The organism is Hyphobacterium sp. CCMP332, from assembly GCA_014323545.1.
Lineage (GTDB): Bacteria > Bacteroidota > Bacteroidia > Cytophagales > CCMP332 > CCMP332.
This window is the reverse complement of record CP058647.1, coordinates 3,241,038-3,258,917: the sequence shown is the minus strand read 5'-3', so window position 1 is coordinate 3,258,917 and position 17,880 is coordinate 3,241,038. Positions and strand designations below refer to the sequence as shown.

The 17,880-nt window shown below is 34.3% G+C and carries 16 protein-coding genes and 2 pseudogenes; 7 read left to right on the top strand and 11 right to left on the bottom strand.

Annotated features, from left to right (window positions below; genetic code table 11):
* Positions 1 to 211: 211 nt before the first annotated feature.
* From HZR84_14400 to HZR84_14380, 5 genes are read left to right on the top strand one after another with little or no spacing between them, the layout of a single operon-like run.
* The gene (locus HZR84_14400) at positions 212 to 622 is read left to right on the top strand and encodes a type II secretion system protein (GenBank protein QNL23277.1); all 411 of its coding nucleotides are present in this window, start codon (positions 212 to 214) and stop codon (positions 620 to 622) included.
* Position 623: 1 nt separating this feature from the next.
* Positions 624 to 1,115: a prepilin peptidase gene (locus HZR84_14395; GenBank protein ID QNL23080.1), complete on the top strand. Its 492-nt coding sequence runs from the start codon at positions 624 to 626 to the stop codon at positions 1,113 to 1,115.
* A 59-nt stretch (positions 1,116 to 1,174) separates the two neighbouring features.
* Positions 1,175 to 2,533 (top strand): type II/IV secretion system protein, encoded by a 1,359-nt coding sequence (locus tag HZR84_14390; protein ID QNL23276.1) that lies wholly within the window; start codon positions 1,175 to 1,177, stop codon positions 2,531 to 2,533.
* 2 nt (positions 2,534 to 2,535) lie between these two features.
* The gene (locus tag HZR84_14385; GenBank protein QNL23079.1) at positions 2,536 to 4,476 is read left to right on the top strand and encodes a type II and III secretion system protein; all 1,941 of its coding nucleotides are present in this window, start codon (positions 2,536 to 2,538) and stop codon (positions 4,474 to 4,476) included.
* A complete protein-coding gene (locus tag HZR84_14380; GenBank protein QNL23078.1) occupies positions 4,476 to 5,447 on the top strand; it encodes a hypothetical protein in 972 nt (323 codons plus the stop codon). The genes HZR84_14385 and HZR84_14380 overlap by 1 nt, the downstream gene beginning before the upstream one ends.
* Here the strand turns inward: HZR84_14380 and HZR84_14375 are convergent.
* A pseudogene (locus HZR84_14375) lies at positions 5,404 to 6,736 on the bottom strand (IS3 family transposase). The gene HZR84_14380 and the pseudogene HZR84_14375 overlap by 44 nt on opposite strands.
* Positions 6,737 to 6,923: 187 nt before the next feature.
* Between HZR84_14375 and HZR84_14370 the strand changes: the two are divergent.
* Positions 6,924 to 7,637 carry a T9SS type A sorting domain-containing protein gene (locus HZR84_14370; protein QNL23077.1) on the top strand — a complete coding sequence of 238 codons (714 nt, stop codon included), beginning with the start codon at positions 6,924 to 6,926 and terminating at the stop codon, positions 7,635 to 7,637.
* On the opposite strand, the gene HZR84_14365 is transcribed toward HZR84_14370, so the two are convergent.
* The 3 genes from HZR84_14365 to HZR84_14355 all read right to left on the bottom strand — a co-directional run bounded on the left by HZR84_14365 (position 7,634) and on the right by HZR84_14355 (position 9,870).
* On the bottom strand, positions 7,634 to 8,908 hold the full coding sequence (locus HZR84_14365; GenBank protein QNL23076.1) for a T9SS type A sorting domain-containing protein: 1,275 nt from the start codon (positions 8,906 to 8,908) through the stop codon (positions 7,634 to 7,636). The genes HZR84_14370 and HZR84_14365 overlap by 4 nt on opposite strands.
* Positions 8,909 to 9,270: 362 nt before the next feature.
* Positions 9,271 to 9,669: a hypothetical protein gene (locus HZR84_14360; protein QNL23075.1), complete on the bottom strand. Its 399-nt coding sequence runs from the start codon at positions 9,667 to 9,669 to the stop codon at positions 9,271 to 9,273.
* Positions 9,670 to 9,681: 12 nt separating this feature from the next.
* Positions 9,682 to 9,870, bottom strand: coding sequence for a hypothetical protein (locus HZR84_14355; protein ID QNL23074.1), 189 nt, complete (start codon positions 9,868 to 9,870; stop codon positions 9,682 to 9,684).
* Positions 9,871 to 10,100: 230 nt separating this feature from the next.
* On the opposite strand from HZR84_14355, the gene HZR84_14350 reads away from it, so the two are divergent.
* Entirely contained in the window at positions 10,101 to 10,601 is a 501-nt protein-coding gene (locus tag HZR84_14350; protein ID QNL23073.1) for a transposase, read from the top strand.
* Here the strand turns inward: HZR84_14350 and HZR84_14345 are convergent.
* From HZR84_14345 to HZR84_14315, 7 genes and pseudogenes are all read right to left on the bottom strand, one after another.
* Positions 10,566 to 11,237: a hypothetical protein gene (locus tag HZR84_14345; protein ID QNL23072.1), complete on the bottom strand. Its 672-nt coding sequence runs from the start codon at positions 11,235 to 11,237 to the stop codon at positions 10,566 to 10,568. The two genes, HZR84_14350 and HZR84_14345, sit on opposite strands and share 36 nt — an antisense overlap.
* Before the next feature lie 129 nt (positions 11,238 to 11,366).
* The gene (locus HZR84_14340; GenBank protein ID QNL23071.1) at positions 11,367 to 11,939 is read right to left on the bottom strand and encodes a hypothetical protein; all 573 of its coding nucleotides are present in this window, start codon (positions 11,937 to 11,939) and stop codon (positions 11,367 to 11,369) included.
* Between the two features lie 5 nt (positions 11,940 to 11,944).
* On the bottom strand, positions 11,945 to 13,336 hold the full coding sequence (locus HZR84_14335; protein QNL23070.1) for a hypothetical protein: 1,392 nt from the start codon (positions 13,334 to 13,336) through the stop codon (positions 11,945 to 11,947).
* A gap of 39 nt (positions 13,337 to 13,375) precedes the next feature.
* A pseudogene (locus HZR84_14330) lies at positions 13,376 to 14,711 on the bottom strand (IS3 family transposase).
* Positions 14,712 to 14,780: 69 nt separating this feature from the next.
* Positions 14,781 to 15,035, bottom strand: coding sequence for a hypothetical protein (locus HZR84_14325; GenBank protein ID QNL23069.1), 255 nt, complete (start codon positions 15,033 to 15,035; stop codon positions 14,781 to 14,783).
* Entirely contained in the window at positions 15,032 to 16,648 is a 1,617-nt protein-coding gene (locus HZR84_14320; protein QNL23068.1) for a T9SS type A sorting domain-containing protein, read from the bottom strand. The genes HZR84_14325 and HZR84_14320 overlap by 4 nt, the downstream gene beginning before the upstream one ends.
* On the bottom strand, positions 16,645 to 17,880 hold the full coding sequence (locus HZR84_14315; protein ID QNL23067.1) for a T9SS type A sorting domain-containing protein: 1,236 nt from the start codon (positions 17,878 to 17,880) through the stop codon (positions 16,645 to 16,647). Before HZR84_14315 ends, HZR84_14320 begins: the two co-directional genes overlap by 4 nt.

Sequence of the window (17,880 nt, the reverse complement as noted above, 5' to 3'; positions counted from 1 at the left end):
GATTTACAAAATTGGACTAAAATTAGTTTTTGTCACAGTTTTCTGACTTTTTTTAATCAAACCAAAATTTTTCCTACCTAAATAAAAGTCCATCACTAATTATTTAGGGCTCTTCACACATTCTGTGATTCAACAGTTTATTTCTCAATTAGTTTAGTGATTACAGTGTATTTAATAATCAAATTACAAATACGGTCCGGTGATAAAATCAATTAAAAAAAACACACATCTAATAAGGGCTTTTACATTACAAGAGTTATTAATAGTCCTGGTTATCGTTGGAATATTGGTACTTCTTTCCCTCCCAAGACTAATGCCTTTAATATCAAAAGCAAAGAGTACTGAGGCAAAACTTCAGCTTGAGCATTTGTATAATCTTCAGAAACTGCACTACATGGAATATTCAAAATTCAGTTCAGACTTGAATAAAATCTCTTTCGAGCAAGCCGGGCTAGTAACCGATAACAAAGGAACCGCAAACTATAAAATTGAAATAGTCAATTCAGGGGTCAATTCATTTTTGGCCAGAGCTACTGCTGTCGTTGATTTTGACGGTGATGGTGAATACAATATCTGGGAAATAGATCATAATAAAAATTTGGTGGAAATTAAGAAAGACTGACATGGTAGCAGTTTTAGCATCGGTTATTACCTCACTTATTATTGCTTTTCAAGACTTCAAGGAACGAAAAGTCAATGTCTTTTTATTTCCTGCTGTTTTTATCTCGGGAATTTTCATAGACAATAGTCATAGCATTTATCAGCTTGTCTGGAGAATTGGCCTTAACTTGCTTTTCCTCATTGTTTCACTCGCTCTGGTTGCTATTTATTTTATCTTAAAATACTCTGATTATAGAAAGGTCAAACAACAATTGGGAGCCGGGGATATTCTATTTCTGGTATGCATTAGTCCATTCTTTAATCTCAATCACTATATCGTTTTTTTAAGTGGGTCATTTTTGATTTGTCTGATTATCTTTTTACCCTTTTGTATTCAAAATAAAACATATCCAATTCCTTTGGCTGGGTTTCAGGCCCTGCTTTTTATACCTACCATTTTCCTATGGATAAATGGTTTCAAAATAATTCAAAGCTTTAATAATCTAATATTTTGATAAGTCGGGACGATATTGCGCGAATTGACCCCGAAATTCTTAGACTTATTTCAAATGAAATGGCATGGATGTACAGATCAATTCCATTTGAAAAAAATAGCAACTCCATTTTATGCCTTACTGACAATCCGGAATCAAATAAAACCGGTAGAGAACTCGAAATTTTGTTGAATTCTAAAATTGCCTTTCACCAAATCGACCAAAAGCTTATGGAACTGGCTCTTGAAAAGCATTATAGAAAATCAAATATTTTAGATAATAACAATTCATTTTTGCAGCAAAGTGATATTCAAGCTTTAATTCTCGAAGCAAAAAGACTCAAGTCCAGTGATATTCATATTGAAATTGCAGAAAACCATGCGAGGATAAGGTTCAGAATTGATGGAAAATTGATTGAAAGGTATCGCTTTGAAAAAAGAAGCTATCCGGCCCTGGTTAATAAACTCAAGATAAAGTCAAATCTCAATATCTCTGAAAAAAGACTTCCCCAAGACGGCAGATTTCAAATTGTTTTGAAAAATTCATCCATTGATATCCGTGTCAGTATTACACCCACAATTCTAGGTGAAAAAATTGTCCTGAGATTATTAAATAAAGAAGGTGATAAATTCAAAATTGACTCAATCGGATTGGACGATGATCAATTGTTGATTTTAAAGAAGAGTCTAAAAAAACAGAATGGAATAATACTAATATCGGGCCCTACAGGGTCAGGAAAAACCAGTACACTTTATGCCTGTCTCAATGAACTTAATTCCGATGAAAGCAATATTCTGACAATTGAAGATCCTGTTGAATATACACTCAATGGCATCAATCAGGTTCAATTAAAGGAAAGTATTGGTTTGGGTTTTGCAAAAGCTTTAAAATCATTTTTAAGACAGGATCCCGATATAATTATGGTCGGCGAAATACGCGATAAGGAAACTGCGAATATGGCTGTGAGAGCTTCACTTACCGGTCATCTTGTATTGTCAACTATTCATACGAATTCTGCCTGGTCAACAGTTTCAAGACTTAGAGATATGGGTATTCCTGTATTTTTAATTGCAGGCACCTTGCGTCTTTCAATAGCACAAAGATTAGTCCGTGTGCTTTGTAATAAATGTAAATCGGAAAATTCCATTGACAAAAACGAATTACCTGCTAATTGGCTAAAGTATTTGGAGAGTACGAAAACCTATTCTCCGATAGGCTGCAACCATTGTTATCAAACTGGATACAAAGGTAGACAGGCCCTCTTTGAAATACTCAGTATTAATGGATCTCTAAGGAATCATATTAAAAATGAAAATGACAATGAAAGTGAAATACTTAAAGAGACAAACACCACTTCACTTGCAGAAAATGCGCTCAAGCTTGTAAAATCCGGCAAAACAAGTCTTGAGGAAATTTATCCACTAATCATCGAAAAATAGATTTGAATATCCATTTTCGATATCGATTTATCATTTTTGTTTGCTTTTATTTTTATTTAATTCAAACCCTTCCTGCACAGGAAAACAAAAATAAGGACTTAAGAATTGCCGCCATTGAAAAGCAATTGCTTGAACTCGCTGAAAATCAGTTGCCGGGACTTAATGAAAAGGTAGAGTTTTCTGTATCTCAAAGCTCAATTCAGGAATTTTTAAGAGGATTGGCAGAACTTGTCGAATTGAATGTCAATATCGATCCCTCAATAAATGGAAGCATCAGCAATAATTTTAAAAATGAAAAAGTCCTGAATATTATCCTTTTTCTATGCAGAGAATTCAGTCTTGAAATAGAAATAATAGGCAGTATTCTATCCTTTAAACCCTTCAAGGAAGAAAAGCAAAAACCGGCACAAAAATTCACTGTCAAATATTCCGCTTACAATGATCTTATCAAATTGGATGTGCGAAGAGATACTCTTTATAATGTATTAAAAGAAATAGCCAGACAGAGCAATAAAAATGTAATTGCCGCTCCTGAAATTAAAGATCAAATAATATCCTGTTTTGTCGAGTCAATGAATTTTAAAGAGGCCATTAAAGCCTTGGCTTTCTCAAATGATTTATTGCTCACTATCAATGATGCAGAAGCTTATTTACTTGAATCAGCTGAACAATCATTTGCTGCTAAACCTCAAAGAAGGTACGCCAACAAGGAAACCAATGGTAGAACTTCAACATACAGGCAAGATCACTTCAGAACGAACATCCATGTAGAAAAACGCGACAATTTAGTTTTTGTATCCGCCAATATTTCTAATCAACCTCTAATTCAGGTACTCAATTCTATATCTGAGCTATCCGGATACAACTATATTTTTATTCAGGAGCCAAAGGATCCGATTTCATTGCATATTGTTGATTTGGAACACGATGCATTTTTAGAATTAATTTTAAATGCAACTGATTTTACATACCGTGTAAATAATGACCTCTACGTAATTGGAGGAAGAAATGAAGAAGGGCTTAGAGCATCTGAATTACTTCAATTAAAGTATCGATCTACAAGCGATGTAATCAAAATAATACCGGAGGCCATTTCCAATGGTCTTGAAATTCGTGAATTTAATGAGCTCAATGGCTTACTCCTTTCGGGATCAAGACCTCAAATTACCGAACTCAAATCCTTTATCCGTGAAATCGATAGACTTGTTCCGGTAGTTCAAATCGAAGTTATTGTAATAGACGTCAATAAAGGAAGGGACTTGCAAACGGGAATTACTGCCGGTATTTCTGATTCTATCCCCAATGGAGGTACCCTTTTACCCGGATTAGATTTCACTCTCAGTTCGGCTTCAATTAATGGAGCATTGGATCAATTGGAACGCAAAAACATCATAAATCTTGGAAAGGTAAACCCCAATTTCTATACCAATCTCAAGGCCTTGGAGCAAAACAATAATATAAATATTCGGTCAACACCGAAGCTGGCTACATTAAATGGTCATGAAGCTACCTTAACAATAGGAAGGACGGAATTCTACCTTGAACAAACACAAAATATTCAAGGTGCCAATAACATCGTGACTACTGTGACACCACAATACCGTGAAATTAGTGCTGATCTCAATATTGTTATCAATCCTATTGTTTCTGCCAATGAACACGTGACATTGGATATTGCAGCTGAATTTTCAGATTTTACCCCAGCTTTTGTACCCAATGGTCCTCCTGGAAAAGCCTCGCGAAAATTCAATTCCTTAATTCGTGTAAGAAACAATGAAATGATTGTTTTAGGTGGACTAGAAGAGGAAAGTAAAATAAAAAATGCCTCCGGAATTCCAATTTTGGCCAGAATACCTGTTTTGAATTGGATTTTTAGCGCAAGATCAAATACAAAAAGTAATACAAGACTTCTTGTTTTTATTCGACCTACAATACTGTATTAATGAATATCGAATTTTTAAAATACCAATTCCCAAATTATCTGAATAGCCTGGAGGTCTATTTTGAAAATTCTGAAATGAAATTCAATTCATTTTTATTGACAAATAACGATGGAGATGTCAAAATTAAGGAGATATCAAGGGCGGCAAAAGCAAACTTTGGTTTACCCACAGTTCTCAATGTTTCTACAGAAGAAATAATATCCAAAATATTCAAAACAGAAAATGAAGCCAAATCATTTATCTCAGCATTTAATTCCGATGACTTCTATATACAGGAAATCGAATCAGAAAATTTCAAATTGGTCAATTTGATAAGAAAGAAAAAACTTGAAGAAATCCTGAATCAACAGGACATCGCATCATTCAAAATAATTGCTATTAACCTGAACGGAAGTATAGTATTAGATTTTTTAAACAGAACAAACATTCCAAAAACATCATTTATTTGCGGCAGCCATAATTATATTTTCGATCAAAAAACATGGAAATATGAGTTTGTGAAAGATAGCTATGGTTCGAATGAAATACTGCTGTTATCCGAGAAATTTAAGGAGAAAATGATGCTGCCATTTATTTGTGGCTTTTATCTTTTTGAAGGAAACAGAAAGCAATATTTCTTATACGATGTAGACATAAGAAAAACGCTCGATGATTTGGTTTTTCATCACAATTCAAAACGCGTTATAAAGTCATTCATCCTTGTCTGTATGGTTTTGTTCGGATTGCACATCGCAATTTATTCCTTAATTAATGTCAGTAAATCCAAACTTCAAAATAGAAATAAAGAGCAGATAAATCTTATCCAAATCCATGAAAAACTCCTCGCTGAAAACAAGTATTTAGAGGAATCCATTGTCTACACAGGATTGAATTTTTGTATGTCTTCAAAGATTTGGGACAAAATGTTAAGAGACAGTTTTCCTGATTTCAAGTTACAATTTTCTGATTCATTTTCTTTCTGTTCTTCATAGTTCTTTGTTTGGTGAGTCTTCTCTGTTTGAGAATCTTTTCACCTAATCCAAAGTACACCTGATATGGAGTTAAGTTGTTGAGTGCTTCATGATACCTGTGATTATTGTACCAGTTCACCCATTCAGCTATTCTTACCTTTAACTCATCTGGACTGTAATACACATCGAGTTTGATGATATTTTTCATCGAGCGATGATAGCGTTCAATCTTACCTTGTGTCTGTGGATGATAGGGCTTGCCGTTCACATGGGTAATTTGCTGTGTTTCCAGAAAACTTTTAAGTTCACCGGACTTATAGCATGGACCGTTATCTGATAGAAGTTTTGGTCGATAACTTTTCCCTAATCCTGCTTTCTGAATCGCTGCAATAATGTTTCTTTCCACATCCTTATCGGTCATATTGCTACATAGTTCCCAGTGGATAATATAACGAGAGTAATCATCAAGAATGCTGGACAAGTAATACATTCCCCAACCGATGACTTTCAGATAGGTAAAGTCTGTCTGCCACATTTGATGTACTCTTTTGGTCTTATCTCTGAATGAATCCGATGCTTTCATTACCATGTATGCAGGAGATGTAATCAATCCATGACTCTTAAGAATCCTGTAAACTGTAGATTCTGAGACATACCACCGCTCTTTGTCTGTGATGTGATAAGCAAGCTCCCTTGGAGAGAGTTCGGGCTGCTCCAAAGCTACTTCCACAACTCTTTGCCTCTCCCAGGGCGGTAGCTTGTTCCAGAATCGTTTCTGTTGCTTTGCCCTGCTGGCAAGTCCATCATAGCCTTCTTCAAGGTATCTGCCATACCATTTATAAAAAGTGCTTTTAGGAATACCTAATTCAAAAGGGTTCGAACTACACCTATTTCTGAGCCTTCCACAATGCGGATGATCTCCATTTTCTCTGACTGGCTATATCGCATATATCTGCTGATTTTTATTCCAGTCCTCTCAAACTTTTTCAGAACCTTATTCTTCAAACTCAGCTCTGCTACCAGCTTTTTGAGTTCATCATTCTCTGCTCGAAGTTCCTTTACTTCATCCGTATTAGCTTCTCTTTGGGTGTCTCCTGCATTCTTTTCTTCGCCGCTTCCATGAAGTCTTTACTCCACTTATAATACTGATTAGGATGGATACTTTCCTTTCTACAGATCTCAGAGATACTCTCTTCTCCTCGCATACCTTCAAGGACAATTCGAATCTTTTCTTCGGCTGAAAATTTTCTTCTGGTTTTTCTTCTCACATCTCTGATCAGAGATGTAGTACTGCTTTTCTTAGCTTTCATTTTTAGATAGATAATAGTTAAACAATTTAATAAAATCTATCTCTTAACTTTAGAACTAATTAGTCCACTTTACTCTGAAGGGATACACAGAGGACCACAAGACATTCGGGAACAAGGAATAACAGCAATAGGTAATGGCAAATACTTTATTACTTTAGGATCAGATCTTGACGAGAATGTTTTGATTTTGGATGTTCCTAATGACACTATACTTATCAGGAATTCTACTGACTATACGATTGGCTCTACCCCATATGAGTTTCTTCCGATAACAAACGATTCACTTATTGTGATATCTCGCACGGACATCAATTATGTCAAAAATGATAGTGTAATTGGATTTACTGATTTTGGTAATAATGGTATGATTGATGACTTTGTAGTATCAGCGTTATCACCTACAACAGGAAGGCTTGTTATGGCAAACTGGATCAATGTGGCAATTTTAGATGGAGGGAATATTACTTTGTACAATGATACTAATGGTTATAACACACCATATACAGATCCAATTGATTTTTTAGATTTGACTTCTTATGGCTTAAATTCAAAGGGTGTATTTTATATGTTTCATAAGTTTGGTGAAGTATATAAAATTAATGAGCCATCTTTAATACCAATTAAAAACTCTATAGTCAAATCAGATCTTAAAGTATTTCCCATTCCTTTCTCTGACAGAATTACAATACAAGCTAAAGATTTGAACTATTATGTATTCAGCGAGATTGAAATTTTTAACTTACAAGGAAGGCCTATTAACCCAAAAGATTATACAGTAATAAATAGGAAAAATTCTATTGAATTAGACTTCAAAGAATCAATGAAAAATGGAACTTACATTGTAACACTCACCAGTAATTCTGGAGTGAAACAGATAAAAATTATAAAACAAAGAAATTAAGGGTTCGCTATTGCTTTAATTGAGCGCAATCTTTGAGGTGTTTTAATTTTTACTACATAAAAACCAATTGGAATAGTTTTTGACAAAGAAAGATTATGTACCCTCTTTATTTGCTTAAGTTGAAAAGATTCAATTTCTTCTCCATTTAAATTATAAACGGCGATTTCTATACCCTCATGAAATTGATTAGTGAATAATTTCAATTCCTGAGTGCTTAAAGAAACATTCAAATCATTTGGTTTCATATTTTTTGAAATGGATGAAGGCAAGGGAGTAAAAGAAGCATTCAAATCAATTTTAATTTGAATTGGTAGTTGATTACCAATATGGTACAAGACATCCGCTATATTAGCCGGGACATCGGTATTAGCGGGAGCATCTATGATTTTGCTACCAAAAGTTCTGTTCCCATCATTTCCAAAAATTCTATAGGATGAGCTATCGTATTTTGCTCCAAACCTACCGCTCATTAAAGGCTCTGATAGAAAAATATAGGAAGTTCTCATGGTCATGCCATTCGAATTAGATGCATTATCAAACTGTGTATTGCGGGTACTCCCGGTCCAGATTTCGGGATAAGTACTGTCATAATACCATTTTCCAGATTTATATATTGGGTCATAAAAAGGATAGTTCATGCTCTGTGTAACATATTGATAGCCCGGATCATTACTCCCTGTATAACTTAAATGCCCGGCAATAATAAAATTGGATAAACTATCTAATCCCAAAACCAAATCCATTTCTTTGGCTAATTGAAGGCGAACATCTTCACAACCCGGAGCATCGAAGTAGCAAGCAGATAAATGATTGGTGAAGATTTTTAGTGGATGTACTTTACCTATAGAATCGGTAGTACTTAGATCATAACGAACAAAGGAATAAAAATATTCCGGTGGTATTATATCAAGCCTTCCATCAAAATGTATTTTGGTAGAGTCATAAAACAACGCCGATAACCAGGGGTGTGTGCCTAAATTGTAATCATAATACTCATACTTATAATGACCAATTCCATTGACATTTAGGACATTATCGAGAAAATAATTTACGCTTGTTTCGGATGAAAAAGAATTGACCAAAAGTATATCAGGCCTGCCTGAATAATCAAGAAACTCGGATATTTTTTGTTCCCTTGAATAAAAGTTTCCATTGGCATTTCCTGAATTTGGTAGTTGCAGATCAGTTAGAAGTTGAAATGACAACTTCTGACCAAGAATTGTATTATTGACAACATTAAAAATTAAAATGGATAAATAGAGTTTTGACATTAATCAATAATAATTATTTATTGTATTCCTAAGACTATTTTGATCAATAGAAATGATATTTACCCAAATTCCATTGATCCTGTAAATAGAGAGAAAGTTTACCAATGGTATATCTTAAACAAAAATAAGGCAAACAAAATTATATAAGAACAAATCAATGTGTAGAATAAATAAAAATAGTGTTGTCTCAACTTCTTATCAAATTCTGAATTTAGTAACTTTTTAAAATAATATAAATCTCTAAAATGTCCATAAAAATAATTTGATGGATGATTATTTGTCTTTAAAATATATTTAACTTGATACGCTAGAATATTTACCACTATGACAAAAACAATGAGGATTATATTTATTAACATATCTCATTCTTCATTTTTACAATGATAATCTAGGTAAAATGTATCTATTTCTATCTCACTCTTCCAAATAATCATCATTAAATCTCCTGAATTTTTAATTACAGAATCTCCAATTTTAATAGCCTTATATAACCCTGATCGATCAGCAAATAATATAGTAGAAGTAATAGTATCCATTTCACCAACCTTTATTTTTATTTTCTCAATTCCGTGTTGATTAGTGTCTTCAAATTTCGATAAAAGTGTACCTCGAAATTTTGTTTGAATTGCTTCAGACTTGAGTTCGCATCTTCTATTTTGTATACTTCGGTCTGACAATTTATCCATGCCGAAATACAGAAAAACAATCATTGGGATTGCCATTAGAAAAAAGACAATGTTTATCTTCCATGGTTTGTTCATTGACATTTTATTTTAATCGTTTATCCAAGTCCAATTAAACTGTCTAGACCAGCCAGCTGGAGAACCAGCAGAAATTCCAATTTTATTTATTTCATACGTTGCGCCATATTTACTGAGCCATGTATTTTTCACATTGTCTCCACCCATAATTCCATCAAACATACTAATTGAGAATTCATCTGAGCCGCCATACCCTCTCATATCTGAAAAATTAAAACTGCCTCCGTCAACATTTTTTATTCCTCCTGCAGTAACGCCAATGGACGCATCGACTCCCTCCCTAGTCCTCGTATCAATGTCTGGACATGCGCTTTGGCTGTACGAGGACTATCCTTTTTCTTCAAAACTTAGCATAAATTTAGATAAGCAATGAACCTTAAACAATTTCAGGAGACAAATACCATATCCAAAATCAAAACGATCCTTATTTTTTGACATTTACCGTTGTGAAATGGGTAGATCTTTTTACCAGGCCGGAATACAAAGATGTAATTATAGATGCTTTGAATTTTTGCATAAAGAACAAAGGACTCAATGTGTATGCCTGGGTACTTATGAGTAACCATTTGCATTTAATAGCTGATTGCTCCAAACCATTCATACTTTCAAATTTTATTAGAGATTTTAAAAGGCATACTTCAATTACAATTTCTAAACTCATAATTGATCTTCCCGAAAGTAGAAGAGAATGGATGCTTGAAATATTTAACAAAGAAGCCCTAAGATCCGGAAGAGCGAAACATTTCAAACTATGGAAAGATGACAATCACGCAATCTGGCTTGGAGATATTGACATTTGGGGCAAAGTCAATTACATTCATCAAAATCCAGTAAATGCTCAAATAGTACAATCTTCAGAACAGTATCTGTATTCGAGTGCAAGGGATTATAATGGTCTAGAGAGTCTCGTAGAAATTAGGAAATTGGATTGAGTAATAGGTCCTCGTACAACCTACCCTTGCTTCTCTCCCTGATACGAGGACTAGTTGGGGACCAGCTATTATAAAATTAGATAATGAATCAAGGCCTAAAACTAAATCCATTTCTTTAGCTAATTCAAGCCTTACATCAGCACATCCGGGATTATCTAAATAGCATGACGAAAGATGATTGGTAAAGATTTTTAGTGGATAGGTTTTTCCTGAAGAATCAGTGGCGCTTAAATCGTAACGAACAAAAGAATAGAAATACTCAGGTGGGACAATGTCCAATCTTCCTTCAAAGTTTATTTTAGTTGAATCATAAAAAAGTGCAGAAAGCCAGGGGTGAGTCGTTAAGTTATAATTATTATACTCAGCTTTATAGTGATCTATTCCATTCACATTTAAAACTTGATCACGAAATTGATTTACACTAAAATCAGAAGAAAAAGAGTTGACGATCAGAATATCAGGTCGGCCTGAATAGTCAAAAAATTTCTTGATAGTATCATTTCTCGAGTAAAGTGTTCCATTGGCATTTCCCGCATTGGGGAGTTGAAGATCAGTTAATGAAACAAAGGATATTTTTTGACCAATTGCCAGAAAGCAAAACAATAACTGCAGTATTAAAAATATGATGCGCATCATAAGTATTGTGATATCTTATAAAAAAAAGAATCAATATTGAAGTCATGTAGTCAAAAAAATAATCAATTTACATTCTTATATTCATTACATTATATAGTTAGTAAATTCAATATAAGAATTTTATTCGGATTATTCTGATGAAGAGACAACTTTTTCGCAGTCATCAATCATATTATAACTCTCAATTAATATGATTACATTTTCAATCAAGTATTGGTCAATAGTCAATGTTTTAAAGTATTCTTCTGATCCCAATTTACTTTCATCTGTGTAAATGGAAATTAAATAACTATAAACATCAAAATTTTTAATTGAGTTTTCATTCAAATTTTTTTCGCTTTCAATTAGTGTTCGGTCTACTACGTTCTTGAAATCTTTGAAACTCATTATTTCTGAAATATTCTTGTTTCCAATTTCTGTTCTCAATATTTCACCAGGTCTTTTTTTTGGGTTTTCCGAGTCAAACGTTAAATCTAAATAAATTAGTTTTTTTAAAGGATCAAACAACTCATTTTGCAATTTTTTTAAAAAAATGCATTCAATCTCTTTATTTTTTTTATCACAATTACATATATCCAATTTTTTTTCACCAAGATAATTAAGAATTCTTAAGTGGGAAATTGACCCCACATAATTGTTTTTATTTTTACCTTCACAACTTAGTAAAAATAATAAAAGAAGAATAAATAAATTTTTCACCATTGTATCTATTTTTTATTCGGATTACTGCTGAAACCCACATCATGATTCTTCCATGGATGTGAATAAATTCTTGTAGTATCAAACAACCCATTGTAATTTTCCTTTAAAAAAAATTTACCTGTATCTTCCCACCCATCTTCAAGCATCCACTTATGCCATAATGACATTGACGGGAGAATTCCCTCTTTACCCAAAGCTCTCCATCTATCAACTACTATATGATCAGGAGTCTGAGTATTAATATTATTAATTGCATCATCATCTTCAAGTTCAATTCCTCCAAATTTAAAATTACCTGAAAACAAATGCTTCAACCAATAAATACCGTTCCTAACACCTTGTATAGAATTTGCTTCAGTTCTTGCAACTTTATCCCCAAACCCTTCATCTTTTTCCGGATCACCATTACGATGCATCATATAATTAAAAGTAGTAATTATCGCCGCATTTCTCACGCCATCCCAAAACTTTCCTCCGCTTAATTCACTACTTATACCTCCTGACAAAGTTGAAGCAGCATAGGTTAAACCTACTTCAGCATTACTTGTCATATGACCAGAAAAACTACCAATAGCGGATGAGGCATAAGTACTCATACTTAGATCTCCTGTAAATGCCAAATTTATAAATGCAGAAGAAGTAGCATGAGCTAAAGCTCTATTTACTTCCAATACCGTATTAATTCCTATTGCATGACCTGCTTGTTTAGCTGCTTCTTTATAAATTCCAGCATATGCAGAACCTATACCATACGTCGCTAATGCCATCGCTGCTGAAATTGCAACTTGTTTACCCAATTGGTTCCAATCCCAATTATTAAAACCACCTGGGCTGAAAGCCACGCCTGTTGTATATGCTGCAGTGGCAACTGCGGCAGCTCCAAGTATCACTTTTGTAATCTTTATTGCTACCATAGTTGCCGTCAAAGTGACTGCTTCTTCCCCACTAGGATCGACTAGCATGAACGGTTGATTACCCATTCCATTATAAGGTGATTCAAATTGATTTCGCGGATCTGTCATCAACCACCTCCCAATAACAGGATCAAAAGGCCTTGCCTCAAATTCGACCAAATGGCTCATTAATTCGAATCGGGTATATAATCCTTGATATCCATGATTATATTCCAGGTTTGAGAAATCATTAAAAGACAAACCGAAAGAATAATAATCCTTTGCATTAATTATTTCAGGGCCATTTAAAGTAGGCATAAAAACCAATCGTACATTTTCTTGATGATCACGTAACTCGTACAAATATTCTCCAATAAAAGGTTGTGGATCGGAGGTCGGTTCTTCTCCTTCTGAATTAATTATGTCATTATCATATATATTTAACTCATTTACAATATCCGGTTGATAAAACCCTAATCTTTTCAGTCCATTGTATGTCTTCAAAGATTTGGGACAAAATGTTAAGAGACAGTTTTCCTGATTTCAAGTTACAATTTTCTGATTCATTTTCTTTCTGTTCTTCATAGTTCTTTGTTTGGTGAGTCTTCTCTGTTTGAGAATCTTTTCACCTAATCCAAAGTACACCTGATATGGAGTTAAGTTGTTGAGTGCTTCATGATACCTGTGATTATTGTACCAGTTCACCCATTCAGCTATTCTTACCTTTAACTCATCTGGACTGTAATACACATCGAGTTTGATGATATTTTTCATCGAGCGATGATAGCGTTCAATCTTACCTTGTGTCTGTGGATGATAGGGCTTGCCGTTCACATGGGTAATTTGCTGTGTTTCCAGAAAACTTTTAAGTTCACCGGACTTATAGCATGGACCGTTATCTGATAGAAGTTTTGGTCGATAACTTTTCCCTAATCCTGCTTTCTGAATCGCTGCAATAATGTTTCTTTCCACATCCTTATCGGTCATATTGCTACATAGTTCCCAGTGGATAATATAACGAGAGTAATCATCAAGAATGCTGGACAAGTAATACATTCCCCAACCGATGACTTTCAGATAGGTAAAGTCTGTCTGCCACATTTGATGTACTCTTTTGGTCTTATCTCTGAATGAATCCGATGCTTTCATTACCATGTATGCAGGAGATGTAATCAATCCATGACTCTTAAGAATCCTGTAAACTGTAGATTCTGAGACATACCACCGCTCTTTGTCTGTGATGTGATAAGCAAGCTCCCTTGGAGAGAGTTCGGGCTGCTCCAAAGCTACTTCCACAACTCTTTGCCTCTCCCAGGGCGGTAGCTTGTTCCAGAATCGTTTCTGTTGCTTTGCCCTGCTGGCAAGTCCATCATAGCCTTCTTCAAGGTATCTGCCATACCATTTATAAAAAGTGCTTTTAGGAATACCTAATTCAAAAGGGTTCGAACTACACCTATTTCTGAGCCTTCCACAATGCGGATGATCTCCATTTTCTCTGACTGGCTATATCGCATATATCTGCTGATTTTTATTCCAGTCCTCTCAAACTTTTTTTCAGAACCTTATTCTTCAAACTCAGCTCTGCTACCAGCTTTTTGAGTTCATCATTCTCTGCTCGAAGTTCCTTTACTTCATCCGTATTAGCTTCTCTTTGGGTGTCTCCCTGCATTCTTTTCTTCGCCGCTTCCATGAAGTCTTTACTCCACTTATAATACTGATTAGGATGGATACTTTCCTTTCTACAGATCTCAGAGATACTCTCTTCTCCTCGCATACCTTCAAGGACAATTCGAATCTTTTCTTCGGCTGAAAATTTTCTTCTGGTTTTTCTTCTCACATCTCTGATCAGAGATGTAGTACTGCTTTTCTTAGCTTTCATTTTTAGATAGATAATAGTTAAACAATTTAATAAAATCTATCTCTTAACTTTAGAACTAATTAGTCCACTTTACTCTGAAGGGATACAGTCGACGGAATATGATAGCCCTCCAGGAGTACTTACAACTCCAAGGTTTACATTATTTTGATATGTCCCTGAATATGTATTGACATTTCCGACATATTGACCAGCAGATATCTTAGATGGTTCTGCAGGGGTAGGTACTGCCATGTTAGGCGCCATTGAACCAGAAATCTGTGCTATGCCAAAATTTGAAGTAAGTAAGACAGTAAAAAGTGCTAATAGTTTGTTGCAGTTGTTCATTCTACCTTTAATTTGAGATAATTACAAGATGAATTTTGGTATGTTTTAATCAGATATATCCCTCTTCGTAAATAAGAAATATCCAGTTTAAAATCACCACTTTGATTGTTTGTATATTGAGTTTTTATATGTTTTCCGTTCAGATCGTATATCTCAACCTTCAGGATTTCCTGTTTTGCCTTAATACTTACAACTTCACTATTCCCTTTTGTGGGGTTTGGAAAGATTAAAATATCAGGTTTACCGGGCTTTGAAATTTCTGAAATAGAATTAATAATCGGTAAATCGCAGGTATACCCCAACTGATTAAATAATTGCGAAATTGTATCAGCTTTCTGGAAGAGCTTTGAAACGCTGGCTTGAGGTGTACCAAGCAAAGTATCAATAGCGGGAAAAACAACCAGGTCCAGGCAAAGGGAATTGTTTGCTCTTAACTTAAACGGTCCAATATTTCCCAAAGCTCTTCGGTCTCCTCCTATTCCACTTTCCTGATTGACGGATTGATTAAAAAGGAATTTGGTTGAATTACCACTAGTACCTGTTCCATCACCTGTTGTTCTTATTGAGCTTCCATCCTTCCATAATCCTCTCAAATAATTATTGAATTCGATTAGGGTATTTGGCTCACCGTTTTTAGGGTTTGAATTATTATTGTATCCAATAAATGATGAAAGATCCCTATTTAAAATCATTACCCCTTGAGCAGGAATAGTGGTGCCGTAATCTGTATCTAAATTATCAGCATTATATGCGAAAAATAAGTTTCTAGAGCTGTCGCAGCCTATATAATCATCTGAACCTCCGCCAATATCGAAATCAAACCAAAGCCCGAAAAACATATCTTCATATGTAGCATTACTTTTATTTCTGATTACCAGATTTAGAAAAATACAGTCCTCAAAAACATCGTATTCGCTCTCCAGTTCATAGGCATATGTCTCAATTTCAACATTCAAAGGACTAACCGTTGGCCCCAGACCTTGTCTGTTTCCAATAAGATCATTATTCAAAAAATAGAGATTCTGCTCACCTATACTTAAAGGATAGTCAGCCCAAACCACCGGTTCATATACACCATTATTATTGACATCTTCGAAAGGAGCCAATCTTGGAGACATACCATTGGAAGTATTACCATTACCCGGCCAATTCAGAATAGAGGATGGAATAAAATAACCAGGTGTTCCAAATTTTTGCTGGAATTCAATTACATCAGATTTCAGTATTCCAAAAATTCCGTTTCTGCTTTGATCATTACTTTGTACATTTCTTATAGGGCCTTCAAATAAATTTTTAAAAGTATTTGGGAATGTATTTACAGAGGTATGAAGAATATTTGTAGTTGAATCTACTCCACTAATCCAAAAAGAGGAAGTAAAAATGGTGTGATTTGACGAATTCCTGGGAAACTCAAATCCACTTTGAATATTACCGTTGTTCAGTGATGAAAAAAGATGTCCTCTCGAATCAAAATTAGCCTTTACGTTTTTAATATTAATTACACCAATGTTCTGTTGACCCAATATTGAGTCCTGAATCAAAAAAGTTAATAGAATGAAAAATAGTCGCTTTAAAATATTTGAAAGGTAAATGGGAACAGAATCTATTTTCATTCCTTAATAATCATTTTTCTTGAAATACGCTCACCTTTAGTTCCGGTTAAATTCAGAATATACATTCCAGAGTTAAGGATTTCAGGAATTTCAAAAGACATTTGCTTAGAATTTAAATTCCTTATATCCAATGTCGATTTTCTCCCAATCAAATCGACCAATTCAGCTTTCTCGAAAAATACCGATGGACTATTTACATGGATATATCTGTTAGCAGGATTTGGGAAGATACTAACTTGGTAATTGTCTTGTGCCGCCTTTATGCCAGTGACCTGAGGAATACTGAATTTAAAAACCCTACCAACCCAATCAACCGCAATCAGCTCATTATTACTATTGAATTCCGCCATCCTGTAATTCCCATTTACAGGAACTCCCTGACTGGTATCGTAACGAACAAAATTGTTGCCGTCGAAAATAATTAATTGATTTTGTTCAAGACGAGCTGTATACTGACCATCTTGTGTCGTGGCGAAGCGATTACCGGCAAGGGTGAAATTTATAGTTATTCCGGCAGACTGATAGTATGAAATATTTAAAATGGAATCGTTCCTGAACGTTGTGATTCCATCATCAAAAAATATTCGAATAGAACCATTTGGACCCTTATTATATCCTAAAAACAAGTTGTTACCAACAAAAACAGAATCATTGTATTCTGTGACTGTATTTGTATTCAGGTCGTATAATATATGAATGTCAGGTAGCAGAAAAGAGCAGAAGTATTTATTCTGATCAAATTCTAAAATACCGAATGAATTATTCATTGTAAGTCCTGTGTTGTTTGAAGTCGGAACTAATTGAAAATTATTGGTATCAGCTATAATTAAATCAATTGTTACTCCTGCTGATCTATTAACCATTAAAAGTTTTTGATCTGGTAATTGTGTTATTTTCTCTGGAGAAATGGCGAAAGTCGCATTTGGATCAAGGTAGGTTTGAATCAGTCCGTTTTCCCAAACAAATAATGTGTCTGTATTTCTTAAAATCAAACTGCTCCCTCTTCCTTTATTTATCAAATTTCCTGGTAAGTTTAGTTGAGTGTTGTTCAAGGAATCGGTATATAGAAAAACATTACCACTACTCTCAACGACAATATTCTCATTGGCTAATAAATAAGCTTTGGATGCGTTTGACAATCCATTTAACTGATAACCTGTTACATTTAAGTTTTGCGCAAGGCAAAAGCCTGTAATTAATATTGAAAGAAAAAATGCAAATAGAATTCTCAT

What these genes read in the sequence shown, in the direction of transcription:
- HZR84_14315 (QNL23067.1), bottom strand. Translation starts at nt 17,880, where the DNA reads ATGAGAATTCTATTTGCATTTTTTCTTTCAATATTAATTACAGGCTTT.
- HZR84_14390 (QNL23276.1), top strand. Translation starts at nt 1,175, where the DNA reads ATGGCATGGATGTACAGATCAATTCCATTTGAAAAAAATAGCAACTCC.
- HZR84_14340 (QNL23071.1), bottom strand. Translation starts at nt 11,939, where the DNA reads ATGGTGAAAAATTTATTTATTCTTCTTTTATTATTTTTACTAAGTTGT.
- HZR84_14395 (QNL23080.1), top strand. Translation starts at nt 624, where the DNA reads ATGGTAGCAGTTTTAGCATCGGTTATTACCTCACTTATTATTGCTTTT.
- HZR84_14360 (QNL23075.1), bottom strand. Translation starts at nt 9,669, where the DNA reads ATGAACAAACCATGGAAGATAAACATTGTCTTTTTTCTAATGGCAATC.
- HZR84_14345 (QNL23072.1), bottom strand. Translation starts at nt 11,237, where the DNA reads ATGATGCGCATCATATTTTTAATACTGCAGTTATTGTTTTGCTTTCTG.
- HZR84_14325 (QNL23069.1), bottom strand. Translation starts at nt 15,035, where the DNA reads ATGAACAACTGCAACAAACTATTAGCACTTTTTACTGTCTTACTTACT.
- HZR84_14355 (QNL23074.1), bottom strand. Translation starts at nt 9,870, where the DNA reads ATGAGAGGGTATGGCGGCTCAGATGAATTCTCAATTAGTATGTTTGAT.
- HZR84_14365 (QNL23076.1), bottom strand. Translation starts at nt 8,908, where the DNA reads ATGTCAAAACTCTATTTATCCATTTTAATTTTTAATGTTGTCAATAAT.
- HZR84_14320 (QNL23068.1), bottom strand. Translation starts at nt 16,648, where the DNA reads ATGAAAATAGATTCTGTTCCCATTTACCTTTCAAATATTTTAAAGCGA.
- HZR84_14380 (QNL23078.1), top strand. Translation starts at nt 4,476, where the DNA reads ATGAATATCGAATTTTTAAAATACCAATTCCCAAATTATCTGAATAGC.